General features: G+C 72.5%; 23 protein-coding genes. 14 read left to right on the forward strand and 9 right to left on the reverse strand.

The features are described 5' to 3' along the window. Positions 1 to 15: 15 nt before the first annotated feature. Positions 16 to 1410 (reverse strand): FAD/NAD(P)-binding oxidoreductase, encoded by a 1395-nt coding sequence (locus AB0G52_RS12355; RefSeq protein WP_361336168.1) that lies wholly within the window; start codon positions 1408 to 1410, stop codon positions 16 to 18. After that, positions 1407 to 1646: a ferredoxin gene (locus AB0G52_RS12360; RefSeq protein WP_132889621.1), complete on the reverse strand. Its 240-nt coding sequence runs from the start codon at positions 1644 to 1646 to the stop codon at positions 1407 to 1409. The genes AB0G52_RS12355 and AB0G52_RS12360 overlap by 4 nt, the downstream gene beginning before the upstream one ends. A 413-nt stretch (positions 1647 to 2059) precedes the next feature. Between AB0G52_RS12360 and AB0G52_RS12365 the strand changes: the two genes are divergently transcribed. The 5 genes from AB0G52_RS12365 (at position 2060) to AB0G52_RS12385 (ending at position 8180) form a co-directional block, all read left to right on the forward strand. Next, entirely contained in the window at positions 2060 to 3022 is a 963-nt protein-coding gene (locus tag AB0G52_RS12365; RefSeq protein WP_361336170.1) for a cyclase family protein, read from the forward strand. Positions 3023 to 3105: 83 nt separating this feature from the next. After that, positions 3106 to 4686, forward strand: coding sequence for a GMC family oxidoreductase (locus tag AB0G52_RS12370; RefSeq protein ID WP_361336172.1), 1581 nt, complete (start codon positions 3106 to 3108; stop codon positions 4684 to 4686). 165 nt (positions 4687 to 4851) lie between these two features. Next, entirely contained in the window at positions 4852 to 5691 is an 840-nt protein-coding gene (locus AB0G52_RS12375) for an SDR family oxidoreductase (protein ID WP_361336174.1), read from the forward strand. Positions 5692 to 5763: 72 nt separating this feature from the next. Beyond that, positions 5764 to 7149 carry a cytochrome ubiquinol oxidase subunit I gene (locus tag AB0G52_RS12380; RefSeq protein ID WP_132889669.1) on the forward strand — a complete coding sequence of 462 codons (1386 nt, stop codon included), beginning with the start codon at positions 5764 to 5766 and terminating at the stop codon, positions 7147 to 7149. After that, positions 7146 to 8180 (forward strand): cytochrome d ubiquinol oxidase subunit II, encoded by a 1035-nt coding sequence (locus AB0G52_RS12385; protein WP_361336176.1) that lies wholly within the window; start codon positions 7146 to 7148, stop codon positions 8178 to 8180. Before AB0G52_RS12380 ends, AB0G52_RS12385 begins: the two co-directional genes overlap by 4 nt. Before the next feature lie 12 nt (positions 8181 to 8192). On the opposite strand, the gene AB0G52_RS12390 is transcribed toward AB0G52_RS12385, so the two are convergent. Together AB0G52_RS12390 and AB0G52_RS12395 are read right to left on the reverse strand one after the other, a co-directional pair. Beyond that, positions 8193 to 10031 carry a glycoside hydrolase family 15 protein gene (locus AB0G52_RS12390; RefSeq protein ID WP_361336178.1) on the reverse strand — a complete coding sequence of 613 codons (1839 nt, stop codon included), beginning with the start codon at positions 10029 to 10031 and terminating at the stop codon, positions 8193 to 8195. Between the two features lie 47 nt (positions 10032 to 10078). Next, positions 10079 to 10645: a gluconokinase gene (locus tag AB0G52_RS12395; protein ID WP_132889626.1), complete on the reverse strand. Its 567-nt coding sequence runs from the start codon at positions 10643 to 10645 to the stop codon at positions 10079 to 10081. A 205-nt stretch (positions 10646 to 10850) separates the two neighbouring features. On the opposite strand from AB0G52_RS12395, the gene AB0G52_RS12400 reads away from it, so the two are divergent. After that, positions 10851 to 12173 (forward strand): phosphatase PAP2 family protein, encoded by a 1323-nt coding sequence (locus AB0G52_RS12400; RefSeq protein ID WP_361336180.1) that lies wholly within the window; start codon positions 10851 to 10853, stop codon positions 12171 to 12173. A 75-nt stretch (positions 12174 to 12248) separates the two neighbouring features. Here the strand turns inward: AB0G52_RS12400 and AB0G52_RS12405 are convergent, their stop codons facing one another. Beyond that, positions 12249 to 13598, reverse strand: a complete 1350-nt coding sequence (locus AB0G52_RS12405) for a S53 family peptidase (protein ID WP_361336182.1) — start codon at positions 13596 to 13598, stop codon at positions 12249 to 12251. A gap of 237 nt (positions 13599 to 13835) precedes the next feature. Here AB0G52_RS12405 and AB0G52_RS12410 point away from each other — a divergent pair, with 237 nt between their 5' ends. After that, on the forward strand, positions 13836 to 14207 hold the full coding sequence (locus AB0G52_RS12410; RefSeq protein ID WP_132889629.1) for a hypothetical protein: 372 nt from the start codon (positions 13836 to 13838) through the stop codon (positions 14205 to 14207). A 73-nt stretch (positions 14208 to 14280) separates the two neighbouring features. Then, positions 14281 to 14871: a hypothetical protein gene (locus AB0G52_RS12415; protein WP_361336230.1), complete on the forward strand. Its 591-nt coding sequence runs from the start codon at positions 14281 to 14283 to the stop codon at positions 14869 to 14871. Here the strand turns inward: AB0G52_RS12415 and AB0G52_RS12420 are convergent. Then, positions 14859 to 15785, reverse strand: a complete 927-nt coding sequence (locus AB0G52_RS12420) for a hypothetical protein (RefSeq protein ID WP_361336184.1) — start codon at positions 15783 to 15785, stop codon at positions 14859 to 14861. The two genes, AB0G52_RS12415 and AB0G52_RS12420, sit on opposite strands and share 13 nt — an antisense overlap. Before the next feature lie 281 nt (positions 15786 to 16066). On the opposite strand from AB0G52_RS12420, the gene AB0G52_RS12425 reads away from it, so the two are divergent. Continuing rightward, the gene (locus AB0G52_RS12425) at positions 16067 to 16729 is read left to right on the forward strand and encodes a hypothetical protein (protein WP_361336186.1); all 663 of its coding nucleotides are present in this window, start codon (positions 16067 to 16069) and stop codon (positions 16727 to 16729) included. Here AB0G52_RS12425 and AB0G52_RS12430 read toward each other — a convergent pair. Beyond that, positions 16707 to 17363 carry a DedA family protein gene (locus AB0G52_RS12430; protein ID WP_132889632.1) on the reverse strand — a complete coding sequence of 219 codons (657 nt, stop codon included), beginning with the start codon at positions 17361 to 17363 and terminating at the stop codon, positions 16707 to 16709. The two genes, AB0G52_RS12425 and AB0G52_RS12430, sit on opposite strands and share 23 nt — an antisense overlap. 129 nt (positions 17364 to 17492) lie before the next feature. On the opposite strand from AB0G52_RS12430, the gene AB0G52_RS12435 reads away from it, so the two are divergent. After that, positions 17493 to 18032: a DUF4232 domain-containing protein gene (locus AB0G52_RS12435; protein ID WP_361336188.1), complete on the forward strand. Its 540-nt coding sequence runs from the start codon at positions 17493 to 17495 to the stop codon at positions 18030 to 18032. 193 nt (positions 18033 to 18225) lie between these two features. Beyond that, positions 18226 to 19617, forward strand: a complete 1392-nt coding sequence (locus tag AB0G52_RS12440) for an alpha/beta hydrolase (protein ID WP_132889634.1) — start codon at positions 18226 to 18228, stop codon at positions 19615 to 19617. 5 nt (positions 19618 to 19622) lie between these two features. On the opposite strand, the gene AB0G52_RS12445 is transcribed toward AB0G52_RS12440, so the two are convergent. Both AB0G52_RS12445 and AB0G52_RS12450 read right to left on the reverse strand, forming a co-directional pair. Further along, complete coding sequence (locus AB0G52_RS12445; RefSeq protein WP_132889635.1) at positions 19623 to 20072, reverse strand: ATP-binding protein; 450 nt, start codon at positions 20070 to 20072, stop codon at positions 19623 to 19625. Between the two features lie 222 nt (positions 20073 to 20294). Beyond that, complete coding sequence (locus tag AB0G52_RS12450) at positions 20295 to 20468, reverse strand: CsbD family protein (RefSeq protein ID WP_132889636.1); 174 nt, start codon at positions 20466 to 20468, stop codon at positions 20295 to 20297. Positions 20469 to 20588: 120 nt separating this feature from the next. Between AB0G52_RS12450 and AB0G52_RS12455 the strand changes: the two genes are divergently transcribed. From AB0G52_RS12455 to AB0G52_RS12465, 3 genes are read left to right on the forward strand one after another with little or no spacing between them, the layout of a single operon-like run. Beyond that, on the forward strand, positions 20589 to 21392 hold the full coding sequence (locus AB0G52_RS12455) for an alpha/beta hydrolase (protein ID WP_361336191.1): 804 nt from the start codon (positions 20589 to 20591) through the stop codon (positions 21390 to 21392). Then, a complete protein-coding gene (locus tag AB0G52_RS12460; RefSeq protein ID WP_361336232.1) occupies positions 21392 to 22681 on the forward strand; it encodes a SpoIIE family protein phosphatase in 1290 nt (429 codons plus the stop codon). The genes AB0G52_RS12455 and AB0G52_RS12460 overlap by 1 nt, the downstream gene beginning before the upstream one ends. Further along, positions 22678 to 23016, forward strand: coding sequence for an STAS domain-containing protein (locus AB0G52_RS12465; protein ID WP_132889638.1), 339 nt, complete (start codon positions 22678 to 22680; stop codon positions 23014 to 23016). The genes AB0G52_RS12460 and AB0G52_RS12465 overlap by 4 nt, the downstream gene beginning before the upstream one ends. The last annotated feature ends 4 nt before the right edge of the window (positions 23017 to 23020 follow it).

A 23020-nucleotide genomic window follows, 5' to 3' on the forward strand; every position in this document is an offset into this window, starting at 1 on the left:
GGTTCCTTTCCGCCACTACCGGTGGTTCTGGTGCGCGGCCGTGACGCGCCGCTCACCCGGGTCGTGTCCGGTGACGACCACGGTGGCGCCCTGGGCGAGCAGGGTGGGGCCGGGGAAGTCGACGGGCACCGGCTTCGTGTCGACGGGCTGGTCGGGCGTGGGGCAGGGCGGCGGGAAGGGCGCGGCCGTCTCGATCAGCCGCCGGTAGTGGTCCAGCCACTTCGCGTTGTTGAAGCTGACGGCCGCGGTGACCCGGCCCCGGTAGCCGTACGCGGCGACGAACCGGTGGTCGGCCACCGACCCCTGGGTGACGATCACCTCGTCGGCGAAGGTCGGCACGCCGACGGACTTGATGTTGACGCCGAACTGGATCGACCAGAACAGCGGGACGGACAGGTGGGGCCAGCGGTCGGCCTGGCCGTGGACCATGTTGTGGGCCGCGACCTCGGCCTGCTCCACCGCGTTGGCCCAGTGCTCCAGCGAGATGAGCCGGTACTCGTAGATCGGGTTCGGGCAGCGGGCCACGTCGCCGGCGACGAAGACGTCGTCGGTGATCAGGCCGTTGAGGTCCATGGCCCGGCAGCCGGTGTCGCAGGCGACGCCCCACACCCCCGCCGCCAGCCCCGACCCCTGGAGCCACTCGGTGTTGCGGATGCCGCCGAGCGCGACCACCGCCACGTCGGTGTCCAGGGTGCTGCCGTCGTCGAAGTGGGCCCGGCGCAGCCGGCCCTGCGCGTCGCCCTCCAGCCGGGTCACCTTGACCCGGCACCGCAGGTCGACGCCGTGCGCCCGCTGCAGGTCCGCGGCCACGTCCCCGACCATGGCGCCGAGCGCGCCGACCAGCGGGGCCGGCGCGAGTTCGGCGACGGTCACCGGGATGTCCCGCTCGCGGCAGATGGAGGCGATCTCGGAGCCGGTGAACCCGGCGCCGATGACCAGCACCCGGGAGGGACCGGCGGCGAGGGCCTGCTGGAGGCCCTCGGCGTGTTCGCGGGTCCGTACGACGAACACGCCGTCCAGCGCCGCCTCGCTCTCCACGAACCAGGGCCGGGCCCGTACACCGGTGGAGATCAGCACCCGGTCGAAGGGGACCTCGCGTCCGTCGGCGAGCCGTACGTGGTTGGCGGCCAGGTCGAGTCCGGTCGCGGGCACGCCGAGCAGCCACTCCGCGTCGATCTCACGCCGGCGCGGCAGCGCGGTGGCGTCGGCCGGCACCCACCCGGTGAGCACCTGCTTGGACAGGGGGGGACGGTCGTAGGGTTCGCCCAGTTCGTCGCCGATCATCGTCAGCGAGCCGGTGAACCCCTCGTCGCGCAGGCACTCCGCGGCCCGCAGTCCGGCCAGTGACGCCCCGACGATCACGATGCGGCCGTCGCGCCGGAACGCGCGCAGGTTGTCGGCAGTGGTCATGACGTCGACGCCTCCACCGGGACGTCCCGCCCCTGCGGCCGTCCCTCCAGCCGGTCGACCAGGATCGCCTGGACCGGGCAGGCCGCCGCCGCCCGCAGCACCCGCTCGCGCTGCGCGTCGTCCGGGCTCGGGTCGTACATCAGCGCTTCCTCGCCGTGCATCCGGAACGCGTCCGGAGCCAGGAAGGCGCACTGCGCGTACCCCTCACATCGGGAAAGATCTACGACAACTCTCATCCCGGCCTCCACAGGACTGCGAGCTGCGGACCCTCGGGTCGGCACCGCTCCGGCGCGGGAGCGCGAGCCGCACCGCCTCTGCCGGGTCTCCGCAGGAACGACTGGTCATCGCGAGAAGCAGCTGGTCACTCTGGTCACGCTGGTCATCGCGGAAAGGGATCGGTGTCGGCGCGAGAACCGCCACGACGTCCGTGGGACGCCCGGAGATCCCTGCGTTTCACCCGGTCAGCCTATGCCGCACCCACCTGCGCCGCACCCCGGGAGACCGGCGCCCACGGCCCTGCCGCCTGCCGGGGACCGGCGTGCTCCGCCCGCGCCCGGCGGGTGGCCCGGCCGTCCGGATGGTTCGGTGGCGGAAGGGGAGTCGTGGTGCGGTGGCGGGCGCGGTACCGCCAGGAGCAGGAGGTTTCCCGATGGCCTCGGAACAGTCCGTGTCCCCCCGTCCCGGGCCGCCGGGGCCCCTCACCGAGGAGGCCTTCCGTGACCTGTACCGCCGGCTGCGGGAGCGGGCCGGGGAGGGCGGGGCGGGCCGGCGGGGCGGGCTGGACCGGCTGACGCCGGAGCGGGTCGTGGCGGCCGCCGCCGAGGTCCGCTCCGGGCGCACGGTGTCACTGGCGGCGACCGTCGAGACCCGGACCGCCCCGGACAGCCCGGAGCCCGCGCGCCACCGGATGATCGGGCCCGCCCACGAGGAGACCGCGGCGCCCGGCCTGGTGTTCGCCCGCGACCGGTTCGCCATGAACGTGCACAACGACGTGGACAGCCACCTCGACGCGCTGTGCCACGTGACCTTCGACGGCGAGCTGTACGGCGGTGTCCCCGCGAGCTCCGTGACGGCGGACGGCGCCGGGGCGCTCTCGCTCGACCTGGTGCGGGACGGGATCGTCGGCCGGGGTGTCCTCCTCGACCTGCCCCGGCTGCGCGGGGTGCGCTGGCTGGAGCCCGGCGACCAGGTGACCGCCGAGGACCTCGCCGCGGCCGAGGCCGTGCAGGAGGCCCCGGTCGGACCGGGTGACCTGCTGTTCGTACGGGTGGGACACCGGCTGCGGCGCCGGACCCTCGGCCCCTGGGACGTGACGCGGGACCGGGCGGGCCTGCATCCGACGGCGATGGAGTTCGTGGCCGCGCGGGGCGTGTCGGTCCTGGGCTCGGACGGCAACAGCGACGCCGCGCCCAGCGCCGTCGCCGGGGTCGGGTTCCCGGTGCACGTCCTGGCCGTCAACGCCCTGGGCCTGCACCTGCTGGACTGGCTCGACCTGGAGGAGCTCGCGACGCTGTGCGAACAGCGGGGCGGCCGCCACTTCCTGTGCGTCGTCGCCCCGCTGCGGCTCCCGGCGGCGACCGGCTCCCCGGTGAACCCGATCGCCGTGCTCTGACCCGGACGCCGTCACCGTGCTCCGGGTGCCGCGCCCACGCACGGCGCGTACGTTCGAATCAGAGACTACGAACGGTGGTTGCCATGGACGCCCTGCCCCCGTACGACGTCATCGTGATCGGCACCGGTGCCGGCGGCGGCACCCTCGCCCACCGCCTGGCCCCGTCCGGGAAACGGGTGCTGATCCTCGAACGCGGCGACTACCTGCCCCGCGAGCGCGACAACTGGGACTCCACCGCCGTGTTCGTCAAGGCCAAGTACCGGGCCCCGGAGTTCTGGCTGGACCGGCACGGCCACGAGTTCCCGCCCGAGGTGAACTACTACGTCGGCGGGAACACCAAGTTCTACGGCGCGGCCCTGTTCCGGCTGCGCCCCGAGGACTTCGGCGAACTCCGCCACCACGACGGCATCTCCCCGGCCTGGCCGCTCGGTTACGACGACCTGGAGCCGTACTACACCCAGGCCGAGCACCTCTACCTGGTGCACGGCCGGCACGGCGAGGACCCCTGGGAGGGGCCGTGCAGCGCCCAGTACGCCTACCCGCCGGTCGAACACGAGCCGCGCATCGAGCAGTTGAGCCTGGACCTGGAGAAGCAGGGGCTGCACCCCTTCCACCTGCCGATCGGGGTCGACCTCACCCAGGGCGAGGACGGCCGGGCCGCCCACTCCAGCGTCTGCATCCGCTGCGACCGCGTGGACGGCTTCCCCTGCCTGGTGCGGGCCAAGTCGGACGCGCAGGTGATCTGCGTGGAGCCCGCGCTCCGGCACCCGAACGTGGACATGGTCACCAACGCCCGGGTGACCCGTCTGGAGACCGACCCCACCGGACGCAGCGTCACCTCCGTCGTCGCCGAACTCCCCGGGGAGCGCGAGGCCCGGTTCTCCGCCCACGTGGTGGTCGTGGCCTGCGGGGCCGTCAACTCGGCCGCGCTGCTGCTGGCTTCGGCGAACGACCGGCATCCGCGCGGGCTGGCGAACAGCTCCGACGTGGTCGGCCGGTACTACATGCGCCACAACAACCTGGCGCTGATGGCGGTCTCGAAGGAACCCAACGACACCCGGTTCCAGAAGACCCTCGCGCTGCACGACTGGTACCTCGGCGCCGACGACTGGGAGTTCCCGCTCGGCGGGATCCAGATGCTCGGCAAGTCGGACGCCGACCAGATCCACGGCGAGGCCCCCCGCTGGGCCGGGGCGGTCACCCCCGACATGCCGTTCGAGGTGCTGGCCCATCACGCCGTCGACTTCTGGCTGTGCGGCGAGGACCTGCCGCAGCCGGAGAACCGGGTGACCCTGGAGGACGACGGCCGGATCCGGCTCACCCTCGACGAGGGCAACAACACCGCCGGTCTCAAGCGGCTGCGGCACAAGCTCCAGCACATGCTCGGCCACCTGGGCATGCACGAGCACCACCTGCTGTCCCGCAGCATCTACCTGCACAAGGGCATGCCGATCGGCGCCACCGCCCACCAGGCCGGCACGGTCCGCTTCGGCACCGACCCGGCGACCTCGGCCCTGGACGTCACCTGCAAGGCGCGCGACCTGGACAACCTCTACGTCGTGGACACCAGCTTCTTCCCGAGCATCGGCGCGGTGAACCCGTCCCTGACGGCCATCGCGAACGCACTGCGCGTCGGCGACCACCTGCTGGAGCGACTGGGCTGAGCGCGCGCGGGCACCCGGCCCCCGACCGGGCGAAGATCCTCCGCCGGGCAGCGCAACGCGGTCCGCCAGGGCGTGCCGCCGCCGCCCGCCGGTGCTTGTCTGAGGGCCCGGGCCGCCGGGCGACGGGCCCCGCGGAGACGGCACGCAGTGGAGGAGCGGGACATCGTGAGTTCCAGCGAGGGCGCACCCCGGGACGTGATCCCCGGGCACCTGCTGAAGGGTCAGAAGGCGCTGGTCACCGGCGCGAACTCGGGGATCGGCAAGGCGACGGCCATCGCCCTGGGCCGGGCCGGGGCCGATGTCGTCGTCAACTACGTGGCCGGCGCCGACGAGGCCGAGAAGGTGGTCGAGGAGATCACCGGGCACGGGGTCAAGGCGGCCGCCTACGAGGCGGACGTCTCCGACGAGCAGCAGGTCGTCGCCATGATGGACCGGATGGTCCAGGAGTTCGGCACGATCGACATCCTGGTCGCCAACGCCGGACTCCAGCGGGACGCGCCGTTCACCGAGATGACCCTCGCCCAGTGGCAGAAGGTCCTGGACGTCAACCTCACCGGCCAGTTCCTCTGCGCCCGGGAGGCGACCAAGGAGTTCCTGCGGCGCGGGGTCGTGCCCGAGGTGTCCCGGGCGGCCGGGAAGATCATCTGCATGAGTTCCGTGCACCAGGTCATCCCGTGGGCCGGGCACGTCAACTACGCCTCCTCCAAGGGCGGCGTGCAGATGATGATGGAGACGCTGGCCCAGGAGCTCGCCCCGAAGAAGATCCGGGTCAACGCGATCGCGCCCGGCGCCATCAGGACCCCCATCAACCGCAGCGCCTGGGACACCCCCCAGGCCCAGCAGGACCTGCTGAAGCTGATCCCCTACGACCGGGTCGGCGACCCCGAGGACATCGGCCACGCGGCCGTCGCCCTCGCCTCCGACCTCATGGACTACGTGGTCGGCGCCACCCTCTACGTCGACGGCGGGATGACCCTCTTCCCGGGCTTCGCCACCGGCGGCTGACCCGTGCACACGGCCCTGGCCCTCGCCGGATCCCTCGCCGGCGCACCGGCGCAGACGCTCCCGGCCCGGTCGATGATGGCCTTCACCCTGGCCTCCCACATCATCCTGGTCCCCCTGGGCGTCGCGCTGCCGCTGATCACGCTCGTCATGCACGGCCGGGGCCTGCGCCGCGGCGACGCCACCGCCCTGCTGCTGGCGAGGCGGTGGTCGGCCGTCATGGCGGTGCAGTTCGCCATCGGCGTGGTCACCGGCACGGTGCTGTCCTTCGAGTTCGGGCTGCTGTGGCCCGGCATGATGGGCCGCTGGGGCGACGTCTTCGGCATCGGCTTCGGCGTCGAGGCGTGGGCGTTCTTCCTGGAGGCCGTCCTCATCGCCATCTACCTCTACGGCTGGCGCCGGCTGCCCGCCAGGACCCACTTCCTGCTCGGCCTGCCCCTGCCGCTGGTGGCCCTGCTCGGCGCCTTCGGCATCCTGGCCGCCAACTCCTGGATGAACACCCCGCGCGGCTTCACCCTCGACGCCGCGGGCAACCCGGTCGACGTGAGGATCTGGAAGGCCGTCTTCACCCCCATGTTCGGCCCGGAGTACTGGCACTTCGTCTTCGCCATGTTCGTGACCGCGGGATACGTGGTGGCCGGTGTCTACGCCGTCGGATGGCTGCGCGGCCGCCGGGACCGCTACCACCGGCTCGGCTTCACCGTCCCCTTCACCCTGGCCGCCGTGTGCACGCCCGTGCAGTTCGTCCTCGGCGACTCCATCGCCCGGCAGGTCTTCCACAAGCAGCCCGTGAAGTTCGCCGGCATGGAGATCGTCTGGAAGACCGCCACCCACCAGCCGGAGTACCTGTACGGACGGCTGCACGCGGACGGCACCGTCTCCGGCGGCATCCGGATCCCGCAGCTCGACTCCGTCCTGGCCGGCTTCCGCCCGGACACCCGGGTCACCGGGCTCACCTCGGTCCCGGCGAGCGACCGTCCGACGGCCACCCAGGCCACCATCGCCCACTTCGCCTTCGACACCATGGTCGGGATCGGCTCGCTGCTGCTCCTGCTCGCGCTCTGGTACGGCGTCCTGTGGCTCAGGCGGCGCCGGCTGCCCGCCTCCCCGTGGTTCTTCCGCGCCGCCGCGTGCGCCGGCGTGGCCTCCGTGGCGGCCGTCGAATGCGGCTGGATCACCACCGAGGTGGGCCGCCAGCCGTGGATCGTCTACCAGAACATGCGGGTCGCCGAGGCGGTCACGGCGACCCGCTCCACCAGCCTGTGGATCATGTTCGCGGTGGTCGTCGTGGTGTACGTCCTCGTCTTCGGGTCGTTCCTCGCGGTGCTCCTGAAGATGCGCGCCCGCTGGCGGCTCGCCGGCGAACGGGGCGGGCCACGGCCGCCGCAGGGGATCCCGGAGCACGAGACGCCGGAGACGGACACGCCCTACGGGCCGCGCGCCGGCGGGAGCCGGCTGTGATCGCCGGGGTGATCGCCGCCGTCCTGCTGCTGGCGATCGCCGCCTACGCCTGCGGCGGGGGCACCGACTACGGCGCCGGCTTCTGGGACCTCACCGCGGGCGGCGCCGAGCGCGGCAAGCGTCCGCGGTGGCTGATCGACCACGCGATGGAGCCCGTCTGGGAGGTCAACAACGTCTGGCTGATCTTCGTCCTGGTCATCATGTGGACGGGTTTCCCGGTCCTCTTCCAGCGGGTGTTCACCACGATGTGGCTGCCGCTGGCGCTGGCCGCCGTGGGCATCGTGCTGCGCGGCGCCGGCTTCGCCCTGCGCAGGCCGCTGCGGCGGCTGGCCGGACGGCGCCTGTACGGGGCGGTGTTCGCCGTCTCCTCGCTGCTGACGCCGTTCTTCCTGGGCGCCGCGGCCGGCGGGGTGGCCTCGGGCCGGGTGACGGCCACCGCGACGGCGTCCACGGACGCCTGGGCCAACCCCACCTCCCTGCTGTTCGGCCTGCTCGCCGTCGCCGCCACGGCGACCCTCGGCGCCGTCTTCCTCGCCGCGGACGCCCGCCGCTTCGCCGCGCCCGACCTGGACCGCCACTTCCGCCGCCGGGCCTTCGGCGCCCTGGCCGCCGTCGCCGTACTCGCCGTCGTCACCCTGTTCGTCACGCACGGGGACGCGCACCACGTGTGGCACGGGCTGACCCACGGCGCCGGCCTCGTCTTCGTGATCGTGGCGGCGCTGGCCACCCTCGTCACCGTATGGCTGCTGACCCGGCCCTCGGGGGCCTGGTCGCGGGTCACGGCGGTCGGTGTGGTCGCCTCGTCGATCATCGCCTGGGGCATGGCGCAGCGCCCCTACCTCGTCCCGACCTCGCTGACCGTCGCCGAGGGCGCGGGCGCCCCCGCCACGCTGCGCTGGCTGGGGCTGGTGACCCTGGTCGCCGTGGTCCTCGTCGTCCCCGCGGTCGTCTTCCTGTACTGGCTCGACACCCACGGCGAACTGGAGGGCCTCACCGACGCCGACCTGCGGCGCGGCGGCGACGAGGCCTGACTGCCGTCGGTACTACTTCCGGTCGAGGGCGTCGTTGAGGGTGATCGCCGAGTCGATGAGCGCCAGGTGGGTGAAGGCCTGCGGGAAGTTGCCGAGTTGGCGGCCCGTCGGGTCGATCTCCTCGGAGTACAGGCCCAGATGGTTGGCGTACCCCATCATCTTCTCGAAGACCAGCCGCGCCCGGTTCGCCCGGCCGGCCCGCGCCAGGGCGTCGACGTACATGAACGTGCACAGCGAGAAGGTGCCCTCCGAGCCGCGCAGGCCGTCCGGCGAGGCGCCGGGGTCGTACCGGTAGACCAGGCTGTCGCTGACCAGCTCCTGCTCCATGGCGTCCAGGGTCGTCCGCCACATCGGGTCCCCGGGCGTGACGAAGCCGACCGTCGCCATCCGCAGCAGCGAGGAGTCCAGGACCTCGCCGCCGTAGTGCTGCACGAAGGCCTGCCGGTCCTCGCTCCAGCCCTTGGCCATGACCTGCTCGTAGACGGCGTCCCGTTCGGCCTGCCAGCGTCCGGGCGTGGACGGCCATCCGGTCGCCTCGGCCAGGCGCAGCGCGCGGTCGAAGGCGACCCACGACATCACCCGCCCGTACGTGAAGTCCTGACGGCCGCCGCGGGTCTCCCAGATCCCCTCCTCCGCCTGGTCCCAGTGGTCGGCCAGCCACTCCAGGTCCGTCCGCAGCGAGGTCCAGCCCCCGTGCCCGACCGTGAAGCCGTGCCGGTGCGCGAAGTAGATGCTGTCCAACGCCTCGCCGTAGATGTCCAGTTGGAGCTGGGTGGCGGCGCCGTTGCCGATCCGGACCGGGGCGGAACCCTCGTAGCCCTCCCAGTGGTCGAGGATCCGCTCGTCCAGTTCGGAGGAGCCGTCGACCTTGTACATGATGTTCAGCGGGCCCGTGGTGCCGTGCCGGCCGGCCCGCTCCTTGACCCGGTCGCCGAGCCAGATGATGAACGCCCTGGCCTCCTCCGTGAAACCCAGTCCCAGCAGGGCGTACACGGAGAACGAGGCGTCCCGGATCCAGGTGAAGCGGTAGTCCCAGTTGCGCTCGCCGCCCAGCTGCTCGGGGAGGGCCGCCGTCGGGGCGGCCACCAGGGCGCCGCTGGGGGCGAAGGTCATCAGCTTCAGCGTGATCGCGGACCGCTCCACCACCTCGCGCCAGCGCCCGGTGTAGCGGGACTGCGCCAGCCAGGTACGCCAGAACGCCACCGTCTCGTCGAAGAGCCGTTCGTGCTCCTCGCGGCGGATCTCCCGGGGCGGCCCGTCGGCGCCCATCTCCAGGACCAGGCCGCGCTGCTCGCCCGCCCGCAGGGTCAGCGAGACCTGGAGGTCGGCGTCCCGGTGGGTCAGCAGGTCCGAGAGCCGCTCGTCCTCGGGCTCCCTGACGGGGTGCACGGTGAGCGCCGTGCCGTCCTCCGCGGCGAACACCGCCCCGTGCGGGGTGATGTGCACCTCGTGCTTCATGAGCCCGTAGTCGAACCGCGGGGCCACCTCCACGTCGAAGGTCATGGTGCCGCGCACACACCGGACCAGGCGGACCAGCCGGTGCCGGGACGTGGCCGTCGTACCGGTGACCGGCATGAAGTCGAGCACCTCGCCGGCCCCCGCCTCGGTCATGAACCGGGTCACCAGGATCGCCGTGTCCGGCAGGTACAACTGCTTGGTCGAATGGGTGGGGTGGGCCGGCCGGACCGTGCAGTGGCCGCCGTGCTCCTTGTCCAGCAGGGCCCCGAACACGCTAGGCGAGTCGAACCGCGGCGAGCAGAACCAGTCGACCGCTCCCTCGGTGGTCACCAGTGCGGCGGTCTGCAGGTCGCCGATCAGCCCGTGGTTCTCGATCAGCGGGTAGTCGTCCATCGGGGCGCCCCTTCCGGCGTGCGAGTCACCCGAACGCACCCCCTCGCTCAGCGTAAGCCGGTGCTCCCGCCCCGGCTCGTCGGCCCGGACCCGGCCCGCACCGCCCGTACGGCGGCCGCCAGGACGTCCGCCGGGCTCTCCGCGTCGTTGACGTCGACGGTGGCGCCCGGCTCGTCGGGGTGCAGCGGATCCAGCGTGGCGTACTGGGAGTCGAGCAGCCCGGGCGGCATGAAGTGACCCGTGCGCCGGGCCAGGCGGGCCACCGCCACCTCCCGGTCGAGGTGCAGGTACAGGAACCACACGTCCGCCCCGGTACGCCGGAACCCGTCGCGGTACGCGCGCCGGAGCGCGGAGCAGGAGACGACACCGCCGTGTCCACTCGCCGCGGTGGCCCGGATCCACCGCGTGATCGCCGCCAGCCAGGGCCGCCGGTCGGCGTCGTCCAGCGGGTGTCCGGACGCCATCTTGGCGAGGTTCGCCGCGGGGTGGAGGTCGTCGCCCTCCAGGAACGGGACACCGAGCAGCTCCGCGAGTCCGGCTCCCACGGTGGACTTACCGGACCCGGACACCCCCATCACGATCACCACGCGGGAACCGCCGGCGCCGGGAAGCATGCCTCCACTATCGCCCCGGGCCGCCGATCGGGCAGCGGGACAACCCGGGGCGCGGTCCAGCCGTCTTCTCCTCTCGGGCAAGCTGGTCCCTGGCCCGGGGGAGAACGGATCGCGACCGGAAGGTGGCAGCGACAGAAAATTGAGACACATACCTAGGCAGTTTTCTTCGCGGACGAACAGCACGGGCACGGCGAGACCCTGGGCCGTGGCGGGTGTCGTGGCCCTCGGGTTCCTCGTGGCGCTGGAACTCTTCGCGCGCCGTCACGGCCTGCCGGGGCCGCTCACCAACCAGGCACGGGAGGTGGTGTTCGCCCCGAAATCGGGCTTCCTGCTGTACGCCGGCATGGCGTTGACGATGACGGTGCTCACCTGGCGGCAGCGGTTCGTCGCACTGGGCGCGGCGATCGGGATCGACCTCGTGTTCTGGGTGGTCCGCTGGGCCTCCGGCACCGAGGTGACCGAGGGCCACCCGTTCGGCAACGGCGCGCTGTGGGTGATCCTCGGCATCGGGGTCCTCGCCGTCACCCGCCGGACCGGACCGGAACGCGTCCTGCTGCTCAAGGGGGTGGGGCTGGGTCTGCTGCTGGTGACCGGCCGCAAGACCGGGGACATCTGGCTCATCATCACCTCCAGGACCCGGCCCACGGTGCTCGACCAGTACGTGGCGACCGCCGACCACGCGCTGGGCAACCCGTCCTGGCTGGTGGGCCGGCTGGTCACGGCCACCGGCGCGGTCGGCTACAACCTCCTCGACGTCGTCTACAGCCAGCTCGCCGTGGCCGCGGTCGTCGTCGCGCTGTACCAGCTGCGGAACGTGGCGTCCGAACGCCGCTTCCCGCGCCACCACCTGGTGCGCACGTTCCTCGCGATCGGCCTCCTCGGACCGGCCGTCTACATGATCTTCCCGGTGGTCGGGCCGGTCTTCGCGTACGGCACCGGCGTCGAGCACTGGTCGTCGCTCAGCCTGTGGCCGGAGGCCACACCGCCCTCGGGCGGCCACTTCGAGGTGGCCGACCTGTGGCCGGGCACCCCGCCGCCGGTGGCTCCCCCGCACCCCATGGGGTTCGACGGGGTCACCCCGCGCAACTGCATGCCCAGCCTGCACACGGCCTGGGCCGTCACGATCTTCGTGCACTCCCGCCGCGGCCCGCGGGCGCTGCGCTGGGCGGGGGCGTTCTGGCTGGTCGCCACGCTCACCGCGACGCTGGGGTTCGGCTACCACTACGGCGCCGACCTCGTCGCCGGCGTGGTGTTCGCGCTGACCGTCGAGGCGGCGCTGCGCACCTTCGACCGCGGCTGGGACCGGGCGGGGCTGCGGCTGGTGGCCTACGGCACGGCAGTCTTCGTCGCACTGCTGGCCGCCTACCGCTGGCTGCCGTTGCCGATGGCCGAGCACCCGTGGCTGGCCGGGCCGCTGCTCCTGCTGGCGATGGCCTCGGTGGTCTACGGCTTCGTACGGACCGTCGCCCAGTGGGACCCCAAGCCCGTGCCCGTGCCACGACCGGAGCTCCAGCCGGAACCGACGTGACCTGCCAGGCCCCGCACGGCCGGACGGCGGCCCGGGTACGGAACCCGGGCCGCCGTCCGCACACCGCGAGGCTCGTCAGCCGTGGCGGCTCGCCTTCGCGAGGGCCGGGACGAAGCGCAGGGCGTCGACGGTGCCGACGCCGGTGGCGAGGTCGTAGCCGTTGACCGCCCGGTAACCGGTCACGCCCTGGTAGGAGTTGTCGGTGCCGTCGTTGACGTCGACGATGCCGTTCGCCCTGGCGTGGGCGGCGAGGCGGTACAGGGCCTGCTGGATGTTGCCCACCCGGTGGCCGGCCGCCTGGTCGGCGAGGGCGACGATGCCCGCGAAGAGCGGGGTGGCCTCGCTGGTGCCGCCGGTGACGTCCCAGCCGACGGCGGTCGGGTCGTAGCTGGAGTAGATCCAGGCGCCGCCGTTGACCGCGGCGGCCATCGAGATGTCCGGGGTGCCGCGGCGGGTGCCGACGACCTTCTTCACGCCGTTCTGGAAGGACGGGCGGGTGAACACGTGGGACTGGCCGCCGCCGCCCGAGCCGTAGTCGTTGTAGACGCTGTCCGGCTTGACGCGCTGGCCCTTGTCGTTCAGGTGCAGCTGGGTGCCGCCGATCGAGGTGACCAACGGGTCGGAGGACGGCCAGGAGTTGACGCGCTTCTTGTAGTACGTCTTACCGTCCGTCTGGAGGTCGGTGGCGCCGCCGTCGCCGGAGGCGGCCAGCACGGTGACGTGCTTGCGGTTCGCGTCCTGGAAGGCGTACCGCAGGTTCTTGATGCTGGAGAAGTTCCCCTTGTCGAAGCCGGGGAAGGTGTTCTCGGTGGCGCCGAAGCTCTGGCTGATGACGTCGCCGACGCCGTGGTCGATCAGGTACTTCTCGGCGCTCATCATCTCCGGCAGACCGGTGGTGCCCTCGGTCTCGGAGACCGCCGTCTCCACCAGCACGATCTTGGCGGCGGGCGCCACCGCGTGCGCCATCTCGACGTCCAGGGTGGTCTCGCCCGCCCACCCGGTCATGTCGGAGTTCTTGGGGTCGAAGGCGGGCACGTGCCCCCACTTGACCACCTTCACCTTGGTGCTGGGCAGCCCGTACTGCTTGCTGTACACGTCGAGGTCGTGCTGCACGGTCGGGGAACCGTACGAGTCGACGATGACGATCGTGCGTCCCTTGCCCGTGATCCCCTTGCGGTACAGAGGGTTGAGGTCGTAGGCGGTGCGGTACTGGAGCGGCCCGTAGCAGTTGATGTGCCACTTGGCCTGGCACTGGGCGCTGGAGAGCGGGTCGCTCACGCCGTGGACCAGGGTGTGCCCGACGGCGGCCGGCACCGCGAGGGTGTGCGGTGCGGCGGCCGGGGCGACGGTCGCCAGTGCGGTGACCGCGAGGGCGGCGACGGACGTGGCAGCCGCGACGCCCCGCCCGGTAAGGGCTATGTGCATGGATCCCCCTGCTTGGTGAACCGAGGATGGTCTCGCGCATCCCATCGAAGAGGTCATGCGCATATCAAGACCGTTGAACCGACGATGCCGAACCCTTTACCTGGCCACGGGATGCCGTCACCGGGTCGGACGAGCGCGCGTCCGGCCGACGCGCCGGACCGCCCGACAGATGTGACGATCACACTACGGTGACCGGCGACTTCGGACCGTCACCCCAGTCGGCAGGAGGACCACTCGATGAACCCCACCCTCAAGCGCCTGCTCGGCGTCACCGCCGCGGTGGCCACCGGCATGACGGCTCTGGTCGGCACCGGTGCCGGACCCGCGGGCGCCCGTGCCGCGGAGGCCCACTGCGACCGCGCCGAACGGCCCGTCTGGAAGGACCAGGGCCCCAGCCGCAACATCACCGGCCACAGCTGCAGCCTGCCGGAGGAGAAGCGCCGCTGGTACACCGTCGAGATCGACACCCTCGTCCAGCCGCACTACCGGACGGACTACCAGACCGGTGCGGTCGAGCGCACCGAGACCCTGCACGACAGGACCGTCAGGTGCCTGGGCTACACCGTCGACCACTCCACGGTGAACTGGTTCGGCTGCCCGGCCGGCTGACGCACTCCCGGCAACCGTCGCGGCGCGGGGGCCGTCTGGTCCACCATGGGGTGTGCGATTCGATTCCGTGCCCATGCCGGCGGCCGTCGAGGCCCGGCCCCGTGACAGCCGCGGGTACCCGGTGCCCGCCATCACCCCGTGGGAGGGCGACGAGCCCCAGTTCGCGCTCACCGACTACGGGCGCAGCGCCGAGTGCGCGCGGCAGCGGCTGTGTTCGGTCTGCAACACCCTGATCCCCAGAGGGCCGGTGTGGCGGGTGGTCGGCGCCGCGGAGAGCTCGGCGATCCGCGAGGCGCTCGCCGCCGGACGGCCGTACCGCAACATGGCGGCGACCCTGGAGGCTCCGGGGCACCGCGCCTGCATGCTCTACGCCTCGATGGTCTGCCCGTACCTGGCGCGCCCCAACGCGCGCCGGGGGCTGACGGCACAGCACCCGGACGACATGACCGCGCATGTCGTCCGGGGCGCCGTACGGGGGGAGATGGGTGCCGTGGTGGGGTACGGCGACTACGAGTTCGCCGTCACCAGGACCCAGGTCCTGTTCCGTTTCCTGGATGTGGTCGAGTACCTGCCGCACGACACGGCCGACCAGCACCTGCCGGAGCTCCAGGCCGAACTGGCCCGCTCCGGCGGCCGGTTGGGCGGGGGCGGTCAGCCGCGGTAGGCGGGCAGGCCGGTGTGGTTCGAGACCTTGACGGGCCTGCCGAAGCCGTGGGCGGTCTTCGTGACGGTGTACGTGCCGGTCGGGGCGCGGAAGGCGATGGTCTTGCCGTTCGGCGACCAGGCGGGCTCGGTGTAGTCGGTGGTGGCGCCCGGGGTGACGTCCTTGACGACGTTCGTGGAGCCGCCGAACTCCTCGACGAAGAGGTGGTCGTGGCCGTGCACCGAGCGCACGAAGACGACCTCTTCCTCGTCGGGGGCGAGCGCGGGCTCGGAACCCTTGGTCAGCGCGCCGCCCTGCTGGCGCAGGTAGTCGTCGCGGATGTACACCTCGCCGGTGCGGGTGTTCTCGTAGACGGACGTGCCGTAGCCGCCGCCGACGTTCGGCCAGGTGTTGCCGGTCTGGGGGACGGCGCCGTCGCCCGGGTCGCCGTTCAGGCTGATCTTCGCGGGCCTGCCGTGGTTGCTGGTGGCCTTGATGCCTTCCAGGACCGTGCTGCCGTGGATCTTCGCCGAGAAGATGAGGTTGTTCTTGGCGGGGATGTGGTTCGCCCGGTCGGCGGCGGTCACCTGCCAGGTGGGGTGGGACCAGGTCTGCCCGCCCGGGTTGACGGCGACCGTGACGCGGTGGCTGCCGTCGGGGTCGGAGACGACGAGGTCGCCGTGGCCGTCGACGAAGGCGGCCTTGCTGCCGCTCGGGTTCCAGGCCAGGTCGCGGACGGTGGTGCCGAAGTCGATCGACTTGCCGCCGACCAGGACGTGCCGGGTGCCGTCGCTGAGGGTGAGCCCCCTGGGCACGGTGACCGCGCGGGCGGCCGGGGCGGCCGTCGCGGTGGCGGCCGCGCCGCACAGGGCGAGCAGGGCGGCGACGCCCGTGACGGTGGCGGCTTTGGTGGTCCTACGGCGACGAGCGGACATCAGGGTTCCCCCAGGCATGTGAATGACGCTGCGATGCAAGAAGCCTCCCCGCACCCGGTGACAGCGCTGTGCGCTCGCTGTCACAGCTGTGCAATAGCGGGTCCACCGGGGTGACGGGACGTCAGGTTCCGGGCGGCGACCGGTTCCTCGGGGGCTCACGCCGCCCGGGGGTGGTCCGCGCCGTGCGTCGGGTGCGTCCTTCACGCGGTGCCCCGGGCGGTAGGGCCAGGACCCGGTAGGGGAGTATCCCCTCAGTCGTCGCCTGCCCTTGAGGGGTCGTCATGCGTTCTGCCCGCCGTCTCGTACCGCCCGTCGTGTTCGCCTGCCTCCTGCTGGCGGGCTGCAAATCCACCTCGCTCGGCACCTCGACGCCGTCCGGGAGCGGCAGCCCCGGGGCCGGGGCACCGGGGAAGGCCGGCTCGGCGCCGGCCCTCGCGAAAGGCGCGGGCCCGCAGCGGCACTACACCGTGCAGCAGCAGCCGGCGCCCGGCTCGTGCCACTACCGCTACGAGCACGGGGAGCCGCTGGAGGACCCGAAGTGCACACCCGGCGCCGTCTCCCCCGCCGTCACCCAGGCGAACCTCAAGTCGACGATATGCCGCAAGGGCGGTTACACCTCCGGTGTACGCCCCTCCGCGTACGTCACCGGCAAGGAGAAGAAGCTCAACGCCGTCTCGTACGGCTTCTCCGGCAAGATGTCGGAGGCCGAGTACGACCACCTCATAAGCCTCCAGCTGGGCGGCGACCCCAACGACGAGCGGAACCTGTGGGTCGAACCGGCCGACCCCGGCCACAAGGACAGCCAAGGGGTGAACAACAGGAAGGACCCGGTGGAGACCAAGCTGCACACCGCGGTCTGCGCCGGCCGGATCACCCTCGCCGCCGCACAGCAGGCGATCGTCACCGACTGGACCACCGCCCTCAGCCGTCTCGGCCTCCGGTGAGCCGGTCACCGGCGCCCTTCCGGCGCCGGCGGCGCCGGACGTGCCGGAGGACCAGCGCGGCGACCAGGACGCCGAGGGCGACCAGGGCGTAGCGCTGGTAGCGGGCGATCTCGTCGTAGATGGCCGTGATGTGGGTGCCCGCCGCGTAGGACAGGCTCGCCCACAGGCCGACCCACAGCGCGGCGCCCAGGGAGTTGAAGACGAGGAAACGGCGCCAGGGCATCCCGCTGGTGCCCGCGATGATGCCGTTGACCTGACGCAGTCCCTCGACGAAGCGGGCGACGACGACGATCTTGCCGCCGTGGCGGGTGAAGAACTCCTCGGCGGCCCGGAAGCGCTCCGGGGTCAGGAACACGTACCGGCCCCAGCGGTGCACGACGGCCCGGCCGCCTGTGTGGCCGATCAGGTAGCCGATGTTGTCCCCGGCCACGGCGGCCACGAAGGCGATGACCGCCACGGCCACGATGTTCAGCTGCCCGGCGCCCGCGTAGATCCCCGCGGCGATCAGGATGGTCTCCCCCGGCGCCGGGACCCCGAAGTCCTCGACGAGGACCACGGCACCGACGGCCCAGTAGCCGTAGTGCGTGAGCAGCGGGGCCAGGTGGGCCAACGGCCCGGGCAGAGGCGGCGCCATGTCCCCACCGTACGCGGCGGAAAAGGTCGTCCCCGCACCGAACCTCCGCCGGGCATCGCGCGTCTACAGGTGCGTGAGTGCGCGCCGACCTCGCGCACCGAGTCGTATTCGAGGGGAACCGAACACGCCATGAAGACCAAAATGACCGCCGTGGCCCTTGCGGCGATCGTCGCCGCCGGCACCGCCGTCGCCGCCGTCCCGGCCTCGGCCGCCACCGCCAAGGCCGCGCCGCGCTGCCACACCGCCGACCTGAAGGCCGGCTTCGCCACCGGGGGCGACGCGACGCCGGAGATGGGACGGCCCGGGAAGCAGACGCAGGCGTTCATCTGGTTCACCAACAAGAGCAACCACACCTGCACCCTGTCCGGCTTCGCCGGTGTCGACATGGTCGGCGCCCAGCGGACCGACGGCACCTGGTCCCTGGTGCGCTCCTCCAAGAGGCCCACGAAGATCACCCTGGGCCGCGGGGACACCACGGACTTCAGCGTCAACCTGCTCCCGGTGGCCAGGTCCACGCCGCAGAAGAAGAAGTTCGTCCCGGCGAAGTTCCTGGTCACCCCGCCCAACGAGACCAAGCACTTCACCCTGAAGTGGCCGTTCGGCGGCCAGATCCTCAAGCAGGACGGCGCCACCCACCCCGGCACCTACCTGAACCCGGTCGGCCAGTAACCCACGTCGTCCGCGCGGTCAGGGCTCGGGGGGGCCTTGACCGCGCGGCGCTCGTCCGGACCCGGACGGGGCGGCGGTTCACTGCGCCCTATTGTTGTGCAATGCGTTGACGGCGGTCAGAAATCAGCCCTACATTCCTCGGTGTCCTGGCTCGGCACCCGCTCCCCACCCCCACCCGCAAGGAGCCGCTTCCATGCCCGTCCGCACCCGGCTGCGCATCGCCCTCACCACCCTCGCCACGCTGGCCACCGCCACCCTCACCGCCCTGCCCGCGCCCGCCGCCGAGGCGGCCGCCCCGGCCGCCGGCAACCTCACCGGCACCCTGTCCGACGGCGCCACCTGGACGGCGGACGTACCCGAGCACTGGAACGGCACCCTGCTGCTGTTCAGCCACGGCTTCGGGCCGACCGTCGCCAGGGACGCCCCCACCGACGCCGTCCGCACGGAACTGCTGGCCGAGGGCTACGCGCTGGCGGGCTCGTCCTACGACCCGCACGGCTCGATGTGGGCCCTGAACAGCGCCGAACGCGACCAGTTCGCCACCCTCGACGCCGTCACCGCGAAGATCGGCGAGCCCCGGCGGACCATCGCCGTGGGCCAGTCCATGGGCGGCCTGGTGAACGCGCAGCTGGCCCGCGACGGCGCCGGCCGCCTCGACGGCGCCCTCGGCCTGTGCGGCCTGGTCGCGGGCGCCACGGACCTGGACAACTACCAGCTGGACGCCGAGTACACCATCGCCCGGCTGCTGCTGCCCGCGCAGGACGTCCCGCTGGTCCGGTTCGGCTCCGCCGACGAGGCGGCCGCCACCGCGAACCGGCTCACCGCCGCCGTCACCGCCGCCCAGGGCACGCCCCAGGGCCGCGCCCGGATCGCGCTCGCCGCCGCCTTCCTCAACCTGCCCGCCTGGTCGCCCGGAAAGACCCGCCCCGCCGGGACCGACTGGGCGGGACAGGAGGCGCAGCAGTACGACTGGTTCGCGCAGGGCATCCTGGCGTTCGTCGAGGGCGGCCGGTACGCCGTCGAGCAGTCCGTCGGCGGTGACAACTCCTGGAACCGGGGCGTCGACTACGCCCGGCTGCTCGCCGGTTCCGCACACGCGCCGCAGGTCCGCGCCCTGTACCGGGCGGCCGGGCTGTCCCTCGACGGCGACCTGCGGACGCTGACCGAGGGCGCGCACTACGACGCCGATCCCGCCGCGGTCCGTACCGCGCAGCGCACGTCCTCCGCGGGCCAGGGGCTCGGGGTGCCGCTGCTCGACGTCCACACCACCGCCGACAACCTGGTCCCGGTGGAACAGGAGAACCGCTTCGCCGCCCGCGTGCGAGCCGCCGGCGACGGCGCGTTGCTGCGGCAGGCGTACGTCGAGCGCCAGGGCCACTGCGCGTTCACCACCGCCGAGACGGTGGCCGCCCTGCACGCCCTCGAACACCGCGTGGACACCGGCCGCTGGGACGACGCCGCGACCCCGGCCGCGCTCCAGAGGTCGGCCACCGCACTGGGCCTGGACGGGGCGGCGTACGTGCCGTACCGCCCGGCACCGCTGACGGTCGGCCGCCCCGGCGCGGACCGGCCCACCCGCCGGTGACGTCCCTAGGCCGCGGACCCGCGCAGGCGGAGCTGGGCGACGACCTTTTTGCCGGTCGCCTGCGGGACGGTGTGCAGCGGGCCGCACAGCCGGGTGACGAGGTGCAGTCCGTGTCCGCCGACGCGGCGGGCGTCGTGGACGGGCAGTTCGGGCGGCCGGGGGGAGCTGTCGCTCACGGTGATGCGCAGCAGGTCCGCGTCGGGTGACACCTCCAGCGCCAGGGCCGCGGGGCCGGGCGCGTGCCGCAGCGCGTTGGTGACCAGTTCACTGACGACGAGCTGGGCGTCCTGGCTCGGCCGGTCGCCGGGGTCGTGGCCGGCCCGGGCCAGCAGTGTGCGCACCGCGGCCCTGGCGTCGGCGATCGATGCGTCCGCCGCGTCCCAGGCGACGCTGTAACACAGGGGCGCTGCGGGTTCCTGTTCGTCCGATGCCCGGTTCTTCAGCGGGGTGACCATAGAACTCTTCCCGTGGGTCGTCCTTGGCGTCCTTGCCTTGCGTGTCCTTGCTCCTCCTCGCCTCCCGTGCGCTGTCGTCGCGGCTCTTACCTTCGCTTCAGCTCATTTACCCGAAATCGCCTCGTTCATGGGGGGGCGGCCGGTGGGGCTGCCGGTGCCGGAGCAACCAACAGGGCCCTCCCGGATCGTTCCGGGAGGGCCCTGGGTGTGGCTGCGGAGACCTCAGTGCTTGAACGCGTCCTTGGTCTTCTCCTTGGCCTCCCGAGCGTCACCCTTGCTCTTCTCCGCCTGTCCCTCGGCGGCCATGCGGTCGTTGCCGACGGCGTTGCCCAGCGTCTCCTTGGTCTTCCCCTCGGCCTGCTCGGTCTTCGCCTTGGCCTTCTCGCCGGCAGTCATGGAACATGCCTCCTCTTGGACGTCGGTGCCGCTGTCGCGGTGAAGTCGCGGGTTCCCCGCCTGCCCCTGCGGAAACGGGGCACCCACCGGGGACGACGTGGAGTCTGAGAGGGTGGGGTCATGGATGTCGGTCGCAGGAACAACGTCACGGTCGTCGGGAACCCGCAGGGACCGACGGTGGTGCTCGCGCACGGGTTCGGCTGCGATCAGAACATGTGGCGGCTGACGGTGCCCGCCCTGGCCGAGGACCACCGGGTGGTGCTCTTCGACTACGTGGGGTCGGGCCGCTCCGACCTGACCGCGTTCTCGGCGGACCACTACTCCTCGCTGGACGGCTACGCCCAGGACGTCACCGAGATCTGCGCGGCTCTCGACCTGCGCGACGCGGTGTTCGTGGGGCACTCCGTCAGCGCCATGATCGGGGTGCTGGCCGCCGGCCTGGCTCCGGAACGCATCGGCGCGCTGGTGATGGTCGCCCCGTCGCCGCGGTACATCGACGACGACGGCTACCGGGGCGGCTTCACCGCCGACGACATCGACGAGCTGCTGGCCTCGCTGGAGTCGAACTACCTGGGCTGGTCGACGGCGATGGCACCGGTGATCATGGGCAACCCGGACCGCCCCGAGCTGGGGGAGGAGCTGGCCAACAGCTTCTGCGCCACCCACCCGGACATGGCGCGCGTCTTCGCCCGGACCACGTTCCTCTCGGACTCCAGGGACGACCTGAAGACCGTGAGCGTGCCGACGCTGGTACTGGAGTGCACCCAGGACGCCATCGCGCCCCGCGAGGTGGGCGCCTTCGTGCACCGGGCGATCCCCGGGTCGACGCTGGTCACCCTCGACGCCACCGGGCACTGCCCGCACCTGTCCGCACCGGAGGCCACCAACCAGGCGATCACCGCCTTCCTCGCAGGCCTGCGATGATGTGCCGGGCCGGGCAGCAGCAGCCCGACCCCCAGGACGCGGACGGCAGGCAGGCCGCGAACGCCGCGTTCGCCGCCCTGCTGGAGGACAGCGCCGAGGAGCTCTACGAGAACGCCCCGTGCGGATACCTGTCCACGCTGATGGACGGCACCATCGCCAAGATCAACGCCACGCTGCTGGGCTGGCTCGGCCTGGACCGGGAGGCGGTGGTGGGCCGGATGAGCTTCACCGACCTGCTGACCGTGGGCGGCCGGCTCTACCACGAGACCCACTTCGCGCCGCTGCTGCGGATGCGGGGCGAGATCGGCGGCATCGCCCTGGAGCTCAGGCAGCCCGGCGGCACCCGGATGCCGGTGCTGGTGTCGTCCGTGGTCAAACACAGCGAGGACGGCCTGCCCCAGCTGATCCGTACGACCGTCTTCGACGCCCGGGACCGCCGCGCCTACGAGGAGGAACTGCTGCGCGCCCGCCGCGCGGCGGAGGAGGCACGCGAACAGGCCGAGGCCGACCGCGCCCGGCTGCAGGACGCCCTCGCCGTCCTCCAGCAGTCGCTGCTGCCCGACTCGCTGCCCCCGGTGCCGGGCATGGAGGCGGCCGCCCACTACCGCGCCGCCTCCCCCGACCGGCTCGGCGGCGACTTCTACGACCTGTTCCCCGTGGACGGCAAGCGCTTCGGCTTCTTCCTCGGCGACGTGTGCGGCAAGGGCCCGCAGGCCGCCGCGGTCACCTCCCTGACCCGCTACACCCTGCGCGCGGCCGCCCTGCACGACCCCGACCCGGTCAGCGCCCTGACCACCCTCAACAAGGTGCTCCACGAGCGGTACACGGGCGGCGACCCGCGCTACTGCACCACCATATTCGGCGTCGCCGAGCCCGATCCCGCGACCGGACAGGCCACTGTCACCCTCGCCTCCGGGGGCCACCCCCCGGCCCTCGTGCTGCGGGCGGACGGCACCGCCGACTTCCTGCCCACCCCCGGCGGCCTCCTGGTCGGCATCGTGCCGGCCGCGCACTTCGCCACCGCCACCACCACCCTGCGGCCGGGGGACACCCTCCTCCTGTACAGCGACGGTGTCACCGAGGCCAGGACCGGAGCGGACCGCAGCTCCCTCTACGGCGACGACGCGCTCCGTGCCTTCGCCGCCGGCCACGCCGGACGGTCCCCGGGCGCCGTCGTCCAGGCCCTGACCGGCCTGCTGGACGGCTTCGGCGACGGACTCGACGACGACACCGCCCTGCTCGCCCTCGGCGTCCCCACCGCCGCGTCCACCACGAAGAACACGAAATGAGCCCTCTGCACCTCACCACCCGCGACACCCCGGCGGGCCCGGTACTCGAAGTCGTCGGCGAACTCGACCACGCCACCGCCGCCCGCCTCGGCGAACTGGTCGCCGCCCTCCCCCTGCGACCGGGCCAGGACCTGGTCGTGGACCTGGCCGGGATGGAGTTCTGCGACTCGAGCGGCATCACCGCCCTGATCGCCGCCCGCAACCACGCGCACGCCGCCGGGGCCGGCATCGCGCTCGCCGCCGTCCCCGCCCACACCCTGCGCGTGCTCAGGATGGTCGGCCTCGACCAGATCTTCCCCATCCTTCCGGAGAGCCCCGGCGCCACCGGCCCCTGACACA

Source organism: Streptomyces sp. NPDC021562 (genome assembly GCF_040640875.1).
Lineage (GTDB): Bacteria > Actinomycetota > Actinomycetes > Streptomycetales > Streptomycetaceae > Streptomyces.

Bases quoted from the DNA above. Each gene is read 5' to 3' on its own strand.
- AB0G52_RS12355 (WP_361336168.1), bottom strand. From the start codon at position 1,410: ATGACCACTGCCGACAACCTGCGCGCGTTCCGGCGCGACGGCCGCATC.
- AB0G52_RS12360 (WP_132889621.1), bottom strand. From the start codon at position 1,646: ATGAGAGTTGTCGTAGATCTTTCCCGATGTGAGGGGTACGCGCAGTGC.
- AB0G52_RS12365 (WP_361336170.1), top strand. From the start codon at position 2,060: ATGGCCTCGGAACAGTCCGTGTCCCCCCGTCCCGGGCCGCCGGGGCCC.
- AB0G52_RS12370 (WP_361336172.1), top strand. From the start codon at position 3,106: ATGGACGCCCTGCCCCCGTACGACGTCATCGTGATCGGCACCGGTGCC.
- AB0G52_RS12380 (WP_132889669.1), top strand. From the start codon at position 5,764: ATGATGGCCTTCACCCTGGCCTCCCACATCATCCTGGTCCCCCTGGGC.
- AB0G52_RS12390 (WP_361336178.1), bottom strand. From the start codon at position 10,031: ATGGACGACTACCCGCTGATCGAGAACCACGGGCTGATCGGCGACCTG.
- AB0G52_RS12395 (WP_132889626.1), bottom strand. From the start codon at position 10,645: ATGCTTCCCGGCGCCGGCGGTTCCCGCGTGGTGATCGTGATGGGGGTG.
- AB0G52_RS12405 (WP_361336182.1), bottom strand. From the start codon at position 13,598: ATGCACATAGCCCTTACCGGGCGGGGCGTCGCGGCTGCCACGTCCGTC.
- AB0G52_RS12410 (WP_132889629.1), top strand. From the start codon at position 13,836: ATGAACCCCACCCTCAAGCGCCTGCTCGGCGTCACCGCCGCGGTGGCC.
- AB0G52_RS12415 (WP_361336230.1), top strand. From the start codon at position 14,281: ATGCCGGCGGCCGTCGAGGCCCGGCCCCGTGACAGCCGCGGGTACCCG.
- AB0G52_RS12420 (WP_361336184.1), bottom strand. From the start codon at position 15,785: ATGTCCGCTCGTCGCCGTAGGACCACCAAAGCCGCCACCGTCACGGGC.
- AB0G52_RS12425 (WP_361336186.1), top strand. From the start codon at position 16,067: ATGCGTTCTGCCCGCCGTCTCGTACCGCCCGTCGTGTTCGCCTGCCTC.
- AB0G52_RS12430 (WP_132889632.1), bottom strand. From the start codon at position 17,363: ATGGCGCCGCCTCTGCCCGGGCCGTTGGCCCACCTGGCCCCGCTGCTC.
- AB0G52_RS12435 (WP_361336188.1), top strand. From the start codon at position 17,493: ATGAAGACCAAAATGACCGCCGTGGCCCTTGCGGCGATCGTCGCCGCC.
- AB0G52_RS12440 (WP_132889634.1), top strand. From the start codon at position 18,226: ATGCCCGTCCGCACCCGGCTGCGCATCGCCCTCACCACCCTCGCCACG.
- AB0G52_RS12445 (WP_132889635.1), bottom strand. From the start codon at position 20,072: ATGGTCACCCCGCTGAAGAACCGGGCATCGGACGAACAGGAACCCGCA.
- AB0G52_RS12450 (WP_132889636.1), bottom strand. From the start codon at position 20,468: ATGACTGCCGGCGAGAAGGCCAAGGCGAAGACCGAGCAGGCCGAGGGG.
- AB0G52_RS12455 (WP_361336191.1), top strand. From the start codon at position 20,589: ATGGATGTCGGTCGCAGGAACAACGTCACGGTCGTCGGGAACCCGCAG.
- AB0G52_RS12460 (WP_361336232.1), top strand. From the start codon at position 21,392: ATGTGCCGGGCCGGGCAGCAGCAGCCCGACCCCCAGGACGCGGACGGC.
- AB0G52_RS12465 (WP_132889638.1), top strand. From the start codon at position 22,678: ATGAGCCCTCTGCACCTCACCACCCGCGACACCCCGGCGGGCCCGGTA.